This window comes from Paenibacillus sp. BJ-4 (genome assembly GCF_020404765.1).
In the GTDB taxonomy this organism is placed as follows: Bacteria; Bacillota; Bacilli; order Paenibacillales; family Paenibacillaceae; genus Paenibacillus.
This window is the reverse complement of the sequence record NZ_JAIVEM010000140.1, coordinates 313,730-329,593: the sequence shown is the minus strand read 5'-3', so window position 1 is coordinate 329,593 and position 15,864 is coordinate 313,730. Positions and strand designations below refer to the sequence as shown.

Here is a 15,864-nt window from a genome sequence, read left to right as displayed (position 1 = left end):
CCTCCTACATCCGGCCTGACTCATGGTCGTCTCCGACCACTTCATCCGTTGCGATCACATACTTCATCATGTCGGATACGGTCGTGTATGCAACACCTACATACGTATCGGCGGCACCATAATAAATTGCAATCCGTCCGGTATCCGCATCATGCAGCGTAGCACACGGGAACACCACATTCGGCACAAAGCCGCGTTCTTCGTACCACTCCTCCGGGGTCAGCACGAAATTGGAGGAACGATATTTAACCTTAGAAGGGTCATCCAGGTCAAGAACGGCCACCCCCATGCTGTACACTAGCCCATTACACGTGCCTGTCACCCCGTGGTAGAACATAAGCCAGCCTTCGGTCGTCTCAATCGGAGCCGGTCCGCCGCCAATCTTCACTGATTGCCACCAGCCCTGTCCGCCCTTGCTCATCACATGACGGTGCTTGCCCCAATACACCAAGTCAGGACTTTCACTGAGAAAAATATCGCCAAACGGCGTATGACCACTGTCGCTCGGACGGGATAGCAACACAAAGTTTCCGTTTAGCTTGCGGGGTAACAGCACTCCGTTGCGATTAAACGGCAGAAACGGATTTTCCAATCGTACAAAGCTTTTAAAATCCTTCGTTTGCGCTATCCCCAACGCCGCACCGTAAAAATCTGTACACCAGATGATATAGTACGTATCCTCCACTCGAACCAGACGCGGATCATAAGCATAATTAGGCTGATAATCTTTTCCTTCCTCATCGACCAAATGCAAACGTTCCGTTTCAATATTCCAAGCCAACCCGTCGTCACTCCAGCCCAGGTGCAAATGCGGGCGTCCATTAATCGTTTCGGCCCGAAACACTCCCACAAACCGTCCTTCATACGGAGCTACTGCACTGTTGAAAATACGGGCAATGCCTGGCGCCGGATTCCGTCCAATGACCGGATTCTCACTATGTCTCCATACCGGAGCCTCGCTGCCTTCCGGCTTATCTTGCCACGGCATTTCCGACAGGCTGTCTCCTACAATTCGTACGTTACCTACATCCAAATCCACATTCAATTTACTCATACGTATATGCTCCTCTCACCGAGATAGTTGATTTTATCGATTTCTCTATTAAACGTTTATTCTATTTCACTGAACCCTGCGCGAATCCATTATAGATATATTTTTGTAATGATAAAAACGCAATCAACGTCGGAATAATGGCAATGATAATGCCCGCGCTAATGACTTCCCATTGCGAGCCATATGGCCCTTTAAATTTGAACAGTGCCGTCGATATGACCTGAAGGCTTGTTTTGGGCATATACAGGAACGGGGTGTAAAAATCATTGTAAATATTAACGCCCTTGATAATGATCACCGTCACAATGGCAGGCTTCAGCAGGGGCAAAATAATGCGCCAGTAGATGGTCAGATAGGACGCCCCGTCCAGCATGGCCGATTCATCCAGCGCCACCGTGATGGAATCCAGGAACTGCAGAAAAATATACACCGCAATAATATCCGTTCCCAAATACAGCAGGATCGCTGCCCAAGGCGTGTTAAACAGCTCCAGCTTGTTAATAATCTGGAATGTCGACACCTGTGTCGTTACCCCCGGAATGAGGGTTGCGAGCAGAAACGCCCCGAGCATGAGACTTTTGCCTTTAAATTTAAAACGGTTCAAAATATACGCAATCATGGAGCCCGTCAGCGTGGCCCCGATGATCGAAATCAATAGGATGAAAGCTGTGTTCACAAATCCGGTCAACATATTTCCATTTACAAAAGCTTTGGTATAGTTACCCCAATTCAGCCAGTTCACCGGGGGAGTCAGAGGACTGGTTGCCGCATATTCAGCCTTCGTCTTCAAAGATGCAAACAAAATCACGACAATCGGCAGTAGAGCAATGAACGCACCTAGCAGTAGCGCGGCATACTTAATGCTGCTTGCCAGCATTCTTTTCAGCTTATACATGATCAGTCCTCCTCTCCCCGAATCAGCAACCGTTGAAGCAACGTGACCACGACCACAATTAGCAGCAAAATAACCGCCATCGCTGAGGCCAGACCGACCTTACTGTATTTGAACGCCACATCAATCGTCTGGATAACGAATGTTTTACTGCCATTAGAGCCACCAGTCATAATGTAGGGAATATCGAATGCACTGACCGCACCGCTAATTGCCAAGATGAGATTCAACTGCAAAATCCGCTTGATGCTCGGTAAAATAATGTATCGGAACTGATGCCAGCGGTTGGCCCCATCCATATCAGATGCTTCATACAGATCACTGGATATGGAGGAAATCGCACCGAGAAACACAATAAAGTTAAAGCCCATGTATCTCCAGATCGACGTGCCAGCCAGCGAAATATTGATAATCTCCGGGTTGCCCAGCCACAGCTTGACATACGAACCCAGCCCCACTGCCTGAAGCAGTGTATCGAGGGTGCCGTCTGGCTTAAAAAAGAATAGAAAAATAAAACCAATGGCCACCCCGTTCATCAGGGAAGGGAAAAACAAAACGCCCTTAAAGAAATTTTTAAACCAGGTCTGAAAGCTGAGAATAGTCGCAAAATAAAGGGCCAGACCCATCTGTACAAACGTGGCTACAAAGTAATACAGGCTGACCTTAAACACCGAGAAATACTCAGGATCGGTAAAGATTTTGATATAGTTTTCAAAGCCCACATATTCTAGATGCTTACTATAGCCGTTCCAGTCCGAAAAGCTGTATTTAAACATATTGATCACCGGCAAGTACGCAAAAGTGATCAGCAGCGCCAGCGGAATAAATGAAAAGGCAACAATAATCGCTAATCTTTGTTTGGAGTAGCTGAGATTCGAAAATTTAAACATGCTGCACCTCCTTGCTATCCGTCCATCGACTACCACGTCAATCCTTTCTTATGGTCAGTTCAGATGGCTATTTTGCTTCCTTGGCTGCCACTTCAGCACGCGCCTTCACCCATGCATCGTTCAGATCCTTCATAATAGAGTCATACGATTCCGGGCGGTTACCAACCGCTGCCTCAATAATGCGTTTCTTGAAATCAGGCTGCCACAAACCAATTTCCCCCATTTTATCGATTTTATCAACAATCCCTTCTTGTCCTTTTGGTGAAGGAGTGAGCGTTTCAAAGACGACTCCCTGATCTCCGTATTGCTTCAAAATGTCCGGCAATTTCGCACCCTGTAGCGGACTAATGCTGCCCGCCTGCTCTACGGCATAATTGGACTTCTCGGTAAACCAATCCACCCAGGCACGGGCCGCTGCTTTATTTTCACTGTTTACGTTAATACCGAGGTTGTAGTCACCTGCCAGCGGAACAAGCACCTTGGCAGCATTGGTCGGAAACGGCATAAACCCGATATCATCCTTGTTAGGAGCTGTGCTTTTGATCTGGTCAATCGCCCACGAGCCAAGCACCATCGTACCGATTTTGCCTTGAGCGAGATCCGCCTTGGAGGTCTCCCAATCCGTAGTAGTTGGATCTTTTTCAATCAGACCATTTTTAGCCGCATCGTACAGGACCTTGTACAGTTCATAGTGGGGCTGGCCCTTCGTAAAATTGTCATCCGTATTCGGTTGTGTGACATTCACATATTCCTTCGTACCTGCCACTGTAGCCAAATCAGCTTCCCACTGGGTCAGTGCCCATCCGGAGGCATAGTTCGTAAACAGCGGTACCGCCTTGGTTTTGTCCTTAATCTGCTGTAGCGCTTTCAGGAATTGATCCGGGGTTTTGGGAAGCTGCGTAATCCCCGCTTCCTTGAACACTTTTTTGTTATAAATCACACCGGAATACGTCATTGCTACCGGAATACCGTAGACATTGCCCTCCACCATACGTTCTTCAATGCCGGTATACTTGCTTTTCATCTCCTCATAAGTGCCCAGTGGCTCAAAAAAATCTGGTAGCTCTGCAATCGGAATACTGGTAGGAATCAGCAAAACATCTCCGTAATCCCTAGTCCCCATCCGAATTTTAATTTGGCTCTCATAATCGGCTAATGCCTGAAAATTGACCTTCACCTTCGGATAAAGTTTGTTAAATTCCTTGGCGTAATCCTGAAACACCGTATCCACAATATCTGTCCGCTGTGTGATAACCGTGATTTCACCCTCCACATTCTTTGGATCCGAGCTGGCTGCTGGTGTATCTGATCCTTTCGGGGCACACCCTGCAAACAACCCAGCTAACAACAGCACCGATAGTAACGGCACCAAAACCTTGGACAACTTCATAAAACGACCCCTCCCGCTTTTTAAAATAAGGTTATCGTTAAACCAACAAAATCATTTTATTATGATAACGCTTACTATGTCAATTTTATTATTTTTTAAAATCTGTTTCGATGGACAAGAAAGGATTAAACAACACCGTAACTTTCGTGTTTATATCGCTTATCCTTTGAAAAATTGTTGTTGATCAGAAGAGTTGACAGCTTCCGCATACGTGATTATGATCTTTTTGTAAGGTTAACGATAACTTAATTAACTGCAAAGGAGGATTGTGCCTCTTGGACACGTTGCTATACGAGATCAGACAGGAATGGAAGGATCATATACTTCCGTTCTGGCTAGGGTTGAAGGATGAAGCGCACGGTGGATTTTATGGTGAGGTGGATGTCGACCTGCACATCCATAAGAAGGCGGATAAGGGCAGCATTGCTACTGCACGGTTACTCTGGTCATTCTCGGCAGCAGCCCGTGTAACCGGGGAACGCATCTATAAGGATGCCGCACGACACGCTTTCCTGTTCATGCAAGAGCACCTGATAGACCCGGTTTATGGAGGAATGTACTGGATGGTAGATCATACGGGCCGTCCAGTCGACACGTGCAAGCATGTCTATGCGCAGGCATTCGCCATTTATGCCTTGTCCGAATATGCGCGGGCAACGGGCGACCCGGATGCCCTGTCACTAGCCAAGGAGCTATTTCACCTGCTGGAGCAAAAAGGATATGATCGCACCCGCCAGGCATACGGTGAACAATTTGACCGGATGTGGAACACGCAGCCTAATGAGCTGCTCAGCGAAAACGGAGTTACCGCGCAAATCACCATGAATACACATATCCATGTTCTGGAAGCGTATACCCAGCTGCTTCGTGTATGGCCGGATGAAAGCGTACGGGATGCGTTGGCGAATGTACTGGACATTTTATACAGTCGTGTTTACGATGCTTCCGCCCGGCGGTTGGGGGTATTTTTCGACAGTGACTGGCGCTCTCTGCTTGACCTGACCTCGTACGGTCACGATATTGAAGCCAGTTGGCTGATTGAGGACGCTATGAACGTGCTGGGTCACCACCCCCCGGAATATATAGACATGGTGGTGGATATCGCCCATGCGGTAGCCGAACGTGCTGTTCAGCCAGATGGTTCACTGATCAACGAACGGGAAGACGCTCGGGTAGACACCTCGCGTATATGGTGGGTACAGGCAGAAGGAATCGTCGGCTTCTACAATGCGTATCAACGAACACAGGACGAACGTTTCTTACAGATTGTACGGGATTTGTGGGCCTACACCCGGGAACACATCGTAGATTCACGACCCGGAGGGGAATGGTTCTGGTCCGTTCAAGCGGATGGCAAGCCTGATCCGAGAGAGATTGCAGGGCCTTGGAAATGCCCGTATCACAACAGCCGATTTTGCATCGAAATGCTGGAAAGGATGAGAACGAAATGATTCATACCCAATACCATAAGCTGCTGGCGCAGCAAGAGGAACTGATTACACGTCCGAATGAGGTCAATACCACCTTCTACAACGGCATCTACGAACGCTACCGCTATCCTGTACTCACACGTCATCACGTCCCGCTGCACTGGCGGTTTGATTTGAACGTACACACGAACCCATTTTTCATGGAGCGTCTGGGTGTGAATGCAGCGCTAAACCCGGGCGCGATCTATCATGAGGGCAAATATATTCTGGTTTCCCGCACCGAGGGGCTGGATCGAAAATCGTTTTTTGCCCTGGCCGAGAGTGATAATGGTATTGACCAGTTCCGATTCATTGATGCCCCATTGATATGGGACGATATCGACCCGGACGAAACGAACATGTACGATATGCGGCTGGTGAAGCATGAGGACGGCTGGATCTACGGCATTTATTGTTCCGAGAAAAAGGACCCTGACGCACCACCCCATGACACCTCCAGCGCTGTCGCTCAGGCTGGACTGGTTCGTACCCGCGATCTACGCACGTGGACCCGTCTACCGAACATTTCCACCCGTTCCCCGCAACAACGCAACGTTGTCCTGCATCCCGAATTCGTGAACGGTCAATACGCCTTTTACACACGTCCACAGGACGGATTTATTTCCACTGGCTCGGGTGGCGGCATTGCCTTCGGTCTGTGCGAGGATATTACACAGCCTGTGATTGAGAGCGAAACAGTGATTGACGAGCGCTGCTACCATACCGTGTACGAGGCCAAGAACGGGCAAGGACCCGCTCCGATCAAGACCAGCCGCGGCTGGATTCATATCGCTCACGGCGTGCGTAATACCGCCGCTGGCCTGCGATATGTGCTGTACACCTTTGCCACCAGCCTGGAGGACCCTTCGCGCGTCATCGCCAAGCCAGGCGGGCATTTTATAGCCCCCTATGATGAAGAGCGTGTCGGGGATGTCTCGAACGTTATTTTTTGCAACGGAGCAGTGGTTAACGAGCACAATGAGGTCTTTATTTACTACGCCTCCAGTGACACCCGTATCCACGTGGCAACAACAACCGTTGCCCGCTTGGAGGACTACACATTCAACACACCAACTGACCCACTGCGTTCACTCGGCAGTGCCGCTGTCCGCCGTGAGCTGATTCAACGCAATGAAGCACTGTTGCAAGCACAAGCTCATGCTTCGCAGCGGACATAAGCCGCAAGCTTTATCCTGTCTGCGGAACCATGTATACTAGCCAGAGAACAACTGTTATCCGCAGGCTAATGGTTGTTCTCTGGGCAGCTATGCTGCTAATCTTTATCTTTACAGGATATCTTTACAGGGTAGCTATGCTGCTGATGTTATCTTTTTTAAATTGGAAGGCGGAACAGGAAATGAAGAGCAACGTAACGATGCGGGATATTGCAGATAAGCTGGGGGTTAGCAGCGTGACCGTGTCGAAGGCGCTCAATGACAAGGATGGAGTTAGCGATGAGCTAAAGGAGCGCATCAAGACGCTTGCGGGCGAAATGGGCTACCGTTTCAATACCGCTGCCAAATCGATGAAGGAGGGCCTCACCTATAACATTGGTGTGGTCATTCCCGAGCGTTTTACCGGCCCCAGCCAATCGTTTTATCTGCACATCTATCAGCAAATTTCACGGGAACTCGAACAATACGGCTACTATGGCATCCTTCACATCCTCCATCGCGAGGACGAAGAACAGCTTAATCTGCCTCGCATCTATTACGATCGCAAGGTGGATGGCTTCATTCTTCTGGGACAAGTGAGTAAGCCATATATCGAGCTGGTGCAATCGATGGACCTGCCCAAAATGTTTCTTGATTTTTATGATGAGCATGCCGATATCGACTCTGTAGTAACCGATAATTTTTACGGAGCCTACGAGCTGACCAACTATTTGATTGCTCAGGGACACCGGGATATTGCATATGTGGGTAATCTTTATTCCACCAGTAGCATTCAAGATCGTTTCCTCGGCTACTATAAATCCTTGCTGGAGCACAGGCTGCCCCTACGTAACGAGTGGGTGCTCAGCGACCGGGATGACGAGGGTGCTGTATACGTTGATGTGGAACTGCCCCAGCCACTGCCAACTGCCTTTGTATGCAACTGTGATCAGGTGGCGTACAACCTGGTGCAAAAGCTGATTGCTCAGGGATACCGTGTGCCTGAAGATTGCTCTGTGGTTGGCTTCGACAATGATGTATATGCCACTCTTATTGTTCCGCAGCTGACTACCGTCGGCGTGGACATTGAACAGATGGCACGTACTGCCATTGAATCAATCATGAAAAAAATAAGCCATCCCGGCAGTCGTTTTGGCCGAGTCCTTGTACAGGGTCACATTGTGTATCGTGATTCCGTACAGCGTATTGAGAGGCCGTGATCGATGTATGCCTGCCTCTGAAAAATCAGCCCCCTATTCGCAGGATTCACATTCAAAAGCCGCTCAGCATACGCTGGAGCGGCTTTTGATGTTCATAGTTTTGCAAGTGTGGTCATCGTACTCACTTACAATTAAGAGCGTTGGGCGACAAAGGAATTGCCCGCCTGATTGAGAATCGGCAGCATCCGCATTTCCTGCCCCATCGAGGCTTGGCAAAGCGGACACATCGGTTCGCTCAAAAAGGTAAAATCCGTTCGCATCCAGCCGTTGCAGCCCTCATTTGTACACGACCAAATGGCTGTATTTTCCTCTGGAATGATCTCCGGGGCCTGGCGTCTGTACATCTACATTCCCCCTCGGTTTTTATTAGGGTAATCCCCTGTCAGCATTCTGTTTATTCTCTCCTGTGCGGGTATTAATATGCTCCAAACTCCGAAAAATATGCGTATTTTACCAAAATATTTATTTGCGGATTGCTTTGGTCCAGAAGCCGCCATGAAATTGCTTCGGTTCTACCGTAATGACAAAGGCCTTGGGGTCCAGGTCCAGAATCGATTGATACAGCTTATTCTGGTTTTTTCGTTTAGCTAAAATCTCCATCACCAGACGCTCTCCATCACGTCCACTGCCCAGCCAGGCTGTAACGCCATATCCTTTATCCCGCAGCGCATTGGCAATCCCTCCATTGATCTCATTGCTGATTACCTTGACAGTGACGTAGCCGAGCGCTATTTTTTCCTCAATCCATGCTCCGATAAGAATACCCAACGCATAACCAATGGCGTATACCGCGAGACTTGCCACCTGATCCAGATACTTAAGCACTACATTCAAGCCAAGCACATAAACCGTAACCTCCACAGTGCTAATGAGCGCAGCAATGTACTTCTGTCCTTTCAGCGTCAAAATCATGCGCAGTGTATACGCCGATACATAAATAATTTGAATAACGAGAATAAATAGCAAAATTTTGAGCATTCGCTCACTCCCCACTTCACGTTCTGATTTGGCCCGTACTCATCATTATACCCCTGTATGTTATATACAGCCTCAGGTTTCGTAAGACCTGTGCTCGGGTAATAACTCACTACAGCATGCTGAATAATGTTCGATTACATGAAGGATAACGGAATTAGCGATAAAATCAAAGGTCAGGTAAACAAAGCCAAAGGTGAAATCAAGGACCAAATCGGGAGCGCCACGGATAACAAGTCCCTACAAGCTGAAGGTAAGCTGGATAAGGCCAAAGGTCATCTTCAGGAAACAGCAGGCAAGCTGAAGGACGGCAAATAATCCTGATTTTTAATTCCCTTGACGCACTTTTATGATGCACTATTTATCAACAAGTCTCGCTGTCTTGTACAGCAGGCTTGTTTTATTTTGTTCGGATACTTTTAGAAAAATATTTACGCAAACAGGGCAACTTTTGCAGTCGCTTTTGCGTCTAACTAGTATAGGCACAACCAATAACAACCCTTCCAACTTGTTGGATTTTGCATGTATTAATGTTACTCTAGTCTATGTATCATGCTATAATTCTTAAATAAAGGGGTAGACCAACGAATGAAATCATTGAAATCCATGAAGAAACCTGTCATCATCACTGCCGTATCGGCCTTGGCCATCTCCGGAGCTCTTTTTAGCCAATCTACATATGCTGCACAAGTAACTAAGCCGATCCAAGCAGTATATAACAATATTAAAATTATCTACAACGGAACCGAGGTTCCTGCTGATGCTAAAACAGAACCATTTCTGCTGGATGGCGTGACGTATATCCCGTTGAAACTGGCAGGTACAGCGCTGGATAAAAAAGTAACATGGGATGGTACCAACAAACGCGTAGTCATTGCTGACAACGGTGTTCCTATTGATCAATCTACAGTTACAGCATTGAACAACCAAATTTCAACGCTGACGCAGGAACTGAACACAGCGAAAGCAGCGAACACAACGAAAGACGCTACCATTGCTCAATTGCAAAAAGACAATCAAACGCTGAAAGATGAAGCGAGCAAAAATAGTTCAAGCACCTTGAAAGATCTTCAAAAGCAACTGAACAAGGATTACAGTGATTCCTACAACACGAACTCGGATATCACACTGGATGGTAACAAAAGCGATATTGACGTGACCATCGAAATGACCAAGTCCAGATGGGATGACCTGTCCGACAGCAGAAAGGAAAGCTACCTGGAGGACATCGTTAAGGACATTTTGAAAGAGTACAAAGATGCCGATATTGACGGCACAGTGAAAAACTCCAGTAATAGAGATAAATTGGCGACCTTTTCAACCAACAGCAGAGGCGATGTAACGATTAAAAAAGTGGCTTCTTCTCTGGATGCAAGTACGATCCAACGTAACTTGTCCGATAGATATGGCACCTATAATGGAGTCGGCTTCGATTTCACCGTAAGAGGCGACAGCAGTGAAGCTATCGTCGAGGTTTATGTAAATTCGGATGACTGGAATAAACTTTCGAACAATCAAAGAAACAGCCTGACAGATGGCGTTACTGATTATCTTAAAGATAGACAGTCTGTATCCAAAGTCGTTGGATATGTACGTAATAAAGGAAACGGTAGTCAAATCATTACCTTCTAAATAATGACTTAAAAAGAGAGACCGGAGCAGCAATGCATCCGGTCTCTCTTTATTTATATTAATTTGGCTCGCTTCGATTTCTATTTAGTAAGCCGCCCTACAGCGATAATATAACGTACCTTTTCTAAGTCGTTTCTAAAATCCCGCTTAAATGTAAGCTGTCCCTCTCCAGATAACTGAATCGTTTTAACTGATACCGGTCTGGAGTAAGGGTCCATCGTGTAAGTTTTCCCGTACATTAGCAAGGGATGAATATCCACTTGTTTCTCGGAAAATTTCAGGCCCTTATCAAAGTCCGCATGAATCGTCAGATTTCCAGCGGCATTCCATTCATAACTATGCAGATCAAAGGCCTCCTTATTCGTTACCTCCGCTAGATCTTGCCCCAAAAAGCTAAGAAGCACTTGACTTTTGTTAAAACTTTCATGGTTCAGCTTCAGTAGCCCCCGCTGGGCATCCCATTCCATCTTAGCATCCGTATCCTTGACGAGTACCGAGACAGGTAGAAACATAGTATTCTCTTTCATAACAGGTACAGTATCCATTGTTACAGACTCACTATTGATAAGAATATCTCTTGTTCCGATGGTTACTTCTATGCTTCGACCCAACAAATCTATCGTTGCTGTTTTATTCATGGCATTGTAGGTTACTTTACCTCCCAGCAAATCTTCCACCGCTTTGAGCGGGATCAGCATTCTTCCTTTCTGATCAACAAAGGGGGGTGCAGGTGAAGTATAAAGGATGTAGAAATCGTTCACTTTAAGTTGTATAGGCAATGAGACTTGAGATTGAGCAGCTACACTCTGTGTATTTGGCCCCAAAAAAAGTAAAATAACTACAAAACATATCAAAAAATTAGTTTTAGTTTTCATACTATCCTCCTGTATGTGTAAGCAATAATAATCACTCATTCGCAGAGGACTTGAAATAACTATCTATTTCGATTCTTAATGGTAGCAGTTAGTCTTCGGTTATCTTGGTTGTCGAAGTACTGAACATAATAAGTAGGCCAATCAATGGTACCATGCCATTGTGCTCCATCCCACAAAGAATACTCTGAATAGTTTTCCTTATGGATAATAATAATCTGAATTTGTTTTAGACACCACTAAATCCATAAATGCCCCATCTGATTGCCCATATATATTATTACCATTAAAATTATCTTTTGCGATTGATATTACTCTTTTGAGAGACATAGAAGATAAGTCCGACGAATTAAAAGGAGTTTGCATAACAACAACTTCACTATTTTCCATTGAAAGGTAAGAATCATAGGTATTTTTATCAATATAAAATTTAACATTCCTAACTGTTTGTCCACTTGGCCAAGTGCCTAAAGAATAAGCAAATTTGCCGTTCCTGATGTAACCCTGCCACACTTTTCGCCCAGTCTGATAACCAAATCCCCCCTCAATTACTTTTCCTCTTGGGGAATCAAAACCGAAATACATCCATGGTTGCTCTTCAGCTCCCAAATTATAAACAAAAGGAACTTGTACTCTTCCATTTACACCATCGAACCCGTCAAAATTTAATTGAATTCGTGAAAAGGCTCCTGTGGTGCCACCATTGACTTGCGAAGGAGTCGGATTATTTTTACTATTGATAGTTTTATTATGGTTGTTGTATGACTCATTCGGTAGATTCGTTTCCATATAAGTAGCATCCGTTACACTATCCTCTTTTGGTTCAACTTTATCCGCCATGCCTACATAACCTTTTTCTGAGCTGTATACTTCTCCATCGAGCGTAAGATATATGTATTCCGATTTGTTAAGCTTCTCCAGATTTTGTTTTAGATCACTGTTATTATTTTCACTCTTTAGCGATGTACGATCCGCTGTATTCAACAGTTCAGCAATAGATGCTTTCGGATTAACAGCGATCTTGTGTTCTTGAAGCTCATGGACTATGGCCCGCTGTTTGAGATTTTCAAAAAATGAAGCATCGTACGTACTGGATTTCGATTCCGCATAGGCGAGACTTCCCGAGAGTGTGGAGCACATGAGAATGGTTGCTAACCCCATGCCTAAAAACTTTTTTTTCCTAAACATACACAAACCTCTTAGTTATTTTTCAAAAAAAGTATACCTCCACAAATATATATTTTCAACCATAATTTACAATTGATACCTAAATAAAGAGTATATCTTTTTACACATCATGACATATGGAGGTTACATTACATATCAAAAAAAGATGCAACAAAAAAGAGAGCACAGAACAGCACTCTCTTCGAATAAAGCATATAAAAAATAAGGAATATTAGTAAGCCAAAGCAAAAAGTCCTTTAATATGGGACAGGTAACGGATGTTACTGCCTTCTTTCATCAAAGTGGCTACAGCGCCTTTCAGTTGGGTGCCATTCGCGCCTACCGTACCGATCGCGTCTGTTCTGCCCAAGCTGCCCAGCGTACCGGAGAATACCGGTGTAAACTGTTCCATCTTTGCTCCGTTAAAATAAGCGAAAAGGTTGTAACCCACAGTCTCGCCCATTTGCCAAGCCAACTGCGCAGTTGGAGGGTATGGACGCTCGCCTTCACCTGGGAACACCACTGCACTGTCACCAGCCAGGAAGATGTCTTCGTGGGAAGTCGATTGCAATGCACCATTCACGGTTGCACGACCACGGTTTACTTCGATACCGGATGCGCCAACCAGTGCGTTACCTTGTACGCCGCCTGTCCAGATCAGGGTGTTCGTTTTGATCGAACGTCCGTCTTTGAGCAGAACTTCGTCGGCTTTCATTTCCGTAATTGGAACACCAGCTACGATTTGAACGCCACGTTTTTCAAGGCTTGTTACTGCACGATCAACCAAAGCCTGAGGGAAGCCTGCCAAAATAGATGGTCCAGCTTCTACACAGTAGAGGCTAATATCTTCGTAGTTAATGCCTTTTTCACGACAAACCACAGGCAGCTTGTCAGCATATTCGCCCACCAGCTCAACGCCTGTCAGACCACCACCGCCGATAACGATTGTAGCATCTGCTTTGTTGCCGGATTGCTTGTAAGCATCCAGACGAGCTTCCACATGTGCGCGGATGCGATTAGCTTCTGCCACTGATTTCAGTGTGAAGCTATGCTCTTGCAGTCCTGGAATACCAAAGTAAGCCGTTTCACTGCCCAGGGAAATAACGAGAGCATCATAGCTCAACGTAGCGCCACTAGCCAAGGTTACTTTTTTATCGTCCGGTTTGATTTCCGAAACCGTATCCACTTTCAGGATAATATCTTTGTTACGCAGCAGTTTCTCCAAAGGAAGCGCAACAGCTTTTTCGGCAATTGTACCTGCCGCCAAACGGTGCAGCTCCGTAATAATTTGGTGCGACGCAAAGCGGTTTACCACTGTAATGGTTGCTTGGCTAGCGTCCAAGTGCTGACGTGCTGTGAGAGCAGCCAGCAATCCGCCGTATCCGCCGCCCAAGATCAAAATTTGCTTCGACATGTCCATCCTCCGTTCTCGATCAGGTAATTATTTGCTTTCGCGTTGGCGCTCATTCAGAATATCCAGGAAAGCCTGGCTGAAACGCAGCGTTTTTTGTACATTTGGATCTTTAAGCATTTTGAGCAGGCCAAACAGACCTACACTGCCGTCCGTAGTTTGTACGCGGTCGTTAGCTTCAATGGCAGCAGAAGCCAAACCTTTAGCCGACTCTGTAACAGGCTTCACAAACTCTCCCATGGAGCTTTTCATATCTCCGAGAAAGACAGGGTCAGTTGCCAAACTGCGGGCTACATCATAAGCGTCGGTCATCAGAGTAACCATCTCAGTCAACTTGGGCAGATTCTCTACCAGCACGGTTAGCGATTGCTGAACCTCCGGTTTCATCAATTGGTCCAGTACATCCCGAGACTCTTTGGTAGCTTCTTGTGTTACAGCCACCTCTTGTTGGTTTTCAGACATGCGTGAACGTCCTCCTTTACTGTGAAAATAGAAGTCCATTCCTTTCTCATAACCTGTATCTATAAACTCTAGCAATAAAAACGTTCAAAGAATTCGCGCCCTTAAACATGCAAGAAGCACAGCTTAAACCAGGCCTATACCCTAAAGGGCAAGACTGATCATCGCAGATGCCAATTGTATATTGCTCGGACGGTATTCTGTTGTTGTTACTGCTGCGGAATATCTCACGAAGCACTTCTCCGTGACTACAACAGGTTGAAACGGAACCCTATACCTCTATATTACACTGTTTACAACACTAACGTCGAAAAAATTTTAAATTTGCACAAATTTCTGCAAATTTTATTTGTTATTTTAGATAAAAATTAGAATAAGCTCGATTTTTGTCCAAATTTACCGTTAAAAAAGAGTGTCCTCCGAAGTATCGGAATCATCAGGAGACTCTAAATGATCAAGAGATGGCAGCGGCACACCGGACTCGATGAACTCCTCTACATCACGGGCAGCTTTAACCTGATTGCACTCATTGCAGGCACATACACAGTTGACCGGCGTCGTATGCCCACCTTTAGCCCGAGGCAGTAAATGATCAATTGTATTACCATAGCCGCCGCAGAAAAAACAGGTATAACGATCACGCTTGAGCACGTATTGGCGAAATTCTTTGTTACTGTAGAGTCTGCGAACGGTGTATGGATTTACAATCACCGCCATGCGCTCTCTAACCAGAGTTATCGCCAAATCAAGCTCAATCTCCTGATGCCAGCGTCTCCCCTGATCGGTTTTGCCTCTCAGCCGAATCATGCCGTTGCGATTGAGCCGCAGCGCACGGGTATCCGCAGGCTTCAGCCTGCTGAGCAGATTCCGCACCCGTTGCCGATGGCACTCGCGCGCCTTATCTGTGACCGGCTTCCTGCGGGGTGGGTGAGGCAACAGCTCAGGCTGTGCTGATGTATCCAGACTTGGGACAGTCTCACCTGCCTCCGGGTTATGCCGCGCAACGGAAGCGGCCAAGGGCTTTATTGCCTCGCCGGAAGGGGTAGAAATGGCTACACGCTCTTGTGGGGCTAATCCCCGGCAGGAACGGCAAGGACCACGCCGGGAATATGGACCTGCCCGGCGGCCGGTTCTACGCTGAAACTCCGTTAGCGGCTTCAGCTCCTGACAATACGTACAGTTTTTCATCAGCGGCTCGCCCGCTTCATTCCTGTTTTGCTGCGGTTCCGTCATGTTCATCCCTCCTTCCTCCGTCGCTCCTGTTTCATCGGTAGCCTGA

Annotated in this window: 16 protein-coding genes; 5 read left to right on the top strand and 11 right to left on the bottom strand. The window is 46.5% G+C overall.

Annotated features, from left to right (window positions below):
• Window positions 1-4: 4 nt before the first annotated feature.
• The 4 genes from LCF57_RS21070 to LCF57_RS21055 form a co-directional block, all read right to left on the bottom strand.
• Window positions 5-1,054 (bottom strand): glycoside hydrolase family 130 protein, encoded by a 1,050-nt coding sequence (locus LCF57_RS21070; RefSeq protein WP_226002441.1) that lies wholly within the window; start codon window positions 1,052-1,054, stop codon window positions 5-7.
• A 61-nt stretch (window positions 1,055-1,115) separates the two neighbouring features.
• Window positions 1,116-1,949 (bottom strand): carbohydrate ABC transporter permease, encoded by an 834-nt coding sequence (locus tag LCF57_RS21065; protein WP_226002440.1) that lies wholly within the window; start codon window positions 1,947-1,949, stop codon window positions 1,116-1,118.
• A gap of 2 nt (window positions 1,950-1,951) precedes the next feature.
• The gene (locus tag LCF57_RS21060) at window positions 1,952-2,836 is read right to left on the bottom strand and encodes a carbohydrate ABC transporter permease (RefSeq protein ID WP_226002439.1); all 885 of its coding nucleotides are present in this window, start codon (window positions 2,834-2,836) and stop codon (window positions 1,952-1,954) included.
• Window positions 2,837-2,903: 67 nt separating this feature from the next.
• On the bottom strand, window positions 2,904-4,226 hold the full coding sequence (locus LCF57_RS21055; protein ID WP_226002438.1) for an ABC transporter substrate-binding protein: 1,323 nt from the start codon (window positions 4,224-4,226) through the stop codon (window positions 2,904-2,906).
• Window positions 4,227-4,501: 275 nt separating this feature from the next.
• Here LCF57_RS21055 and LCF57_RS21050 point away from each other — a divergent pair, with 275 nt between their 5' ends.
• From LCF57_RS21050 to LCF57_RS21040, 3 genes are all read left to right on the top strand, one after another.
• A complete protein-coding gene (locus tag LCF57_RS21050) occupies window positions 4,502-5,677 on the top strand; it encodes an AGE family epimerase/isomerase (protein WP_226002437.1) in 1,176 nt (391 codons plus the stop codon).
• Window positions 5,674-6,873, top strand: coding sequence for a glycosidase (locus tag LCF57_RS21045; protein ID WP_226002603.1), 1,200 nt, complete (start codon window positions 5,674-5,676; stop codon window positions 6,871-6,873). Before LCF57_RS21050 ends, LCF57_RS21045 begins: the two co-directional genes overlap by 4 nt.
• A 179-nt stretch (window positions 6,874-7,052) precedes the next feature.
• Window positions 7,053-8,069 carry a substrate-binding domain-containing protein gene (locus LCF57_RS21040; RefSeq protein ID WP_226002436.1) on the top strand — a complete coding sequence of 339 codons (1,017 nt, stop codon included), beginning with the start codon at window positions 7,053-7,055 and terminating at the stop codon, window positions 8,067-8,069.
• A 131-nt stretch (window positions 8,070-8,200) separates the two neighbouring features.
• Here LCF57_RS21040 and LCF57_RS21035 read toward each other — a convergent pair whose 3' ends face one another.
• Together LCF57_RS21035 and LCF57_RS21030 are read right to left on the bottom strand one after the other, a co-directional pair.
• The gene (locus LCF57_RS21035) at window positions 8,201-8,413 is read right to left on the bottom strand and encodes a cold-shock protein (protein ID WP_226002435.1); all 213 of its coding nucleotides are present in this window, start codon (window positions 8,411-8,413) and stop codon (window positions 8,201-8,203) included.
• 118 nt (window positions 8,414-8,531) lie between these two features.
• Window positions 8,532-9,047, bottom strand: a complete 516-nt coding sequence (locus LCF57_RS21030) for a DUF2179 domain-containing protein (protein ID WP_226002434.1) — start codon at window positions 9,045-9,047, stop codon at window positions 8,532-8,534.
• Window positions 9,048-9,185: 138 nt separating this feature from the next.
• Between LCF57_RS21030 and LCF57_RS21025 the strand changes: the two genes are divergently transcribed.
• Window positions 9,186-9,362, top strand: a complete 177-nt coding sequence (locus tag LCF57_RS21025) for a CsbD family protein (protein WP_226002433.1) — start codon at window positions 9,186-9,188, stop codon at window positions 9,360-9,362.
• A gap of 270 nt (window positions 9,363-9,632) precedes the next feature.
• A complete protein-coding gene (locus LCF57_RS21020; RefSeq protein ID WP_226002432.1) occupies window positions 9,633-10,676 on the top strand; it encodes a stalk domain-containing protein in 1,044 nt (347 codons plus the stop codon).
• Between the two features lie 80 nt (window positions 10,677-10,756).
• Here the strand turns inward: LCF57_RS21020 and LCF57_RS21015 are convergent, their stop codons facing one another.
• The 5 genes from LCF57_RS21015 to LCF57_RS20995 form a co-directional block, all read right to left on the bottom strand.
• Window positions 10,757-11,551: a copper amine oxidase N-terminal domain-containing protein gene (locus LCF57_RS21015; RefSeq protein WP_226002431.1), complete on the bottom strand. Its 795-nt coding sequence runs from the start codon at window positions 11,549-11,551 to the stop codon at window positions 10,757-10,759.
• Window positions 11,552-11,749: 198 nt separating this feature from the next.
• Window positions 11,750-12,736, bottom strand: coding sequence for a hypothetical protein (locus tag LCF57_RS21010; protein WP_226002430.1), 987 nt, complete (start codon window positions 12,734-12,736; stop codon window positions 11,750-11,752).
• Between the two features lie 211 nt (window positions 12,737-12,947).
• Window positions 12,948-14,129, bottom strand: coding sequence for an NAD(P)/FAD-dependent oxidoreductase (locus tag LCF57_RS21005; protein ID WP_152379806.1), 1,182 nt, complete (start codon window positions 14,127-14,129; stop codon window positions 12,948-12,950).
• 27 nt (window positions 14,130-14,156) lie between these two features.
• Complete coding sequence (locus LCF57_RS21000) at window positions 14,157-14,588, bottom strand: DUF1641 domain-containing protein (RefSeq protein ID WP_226002429.1); 432 nt, start codon at window positions 14,586-14,588, stop codon at window positions 14,157-14,159.
• Between the two features lie 399 nt (window positions 14,589-14,987).
• Window positions 14,988-15,818 (bottom strand): HNH endonuclease, encoded by an 831-nt coding sequence (locus LCF57_RS20995; RefSeq protein ID WP_226002428.1) that lies wholly within the window; start codon window positions 15,816-15,818, stop codon window positions 14,988-14,990.
• Window positions 15,819-15,864 lie beyond the last annotated feature (46 nt).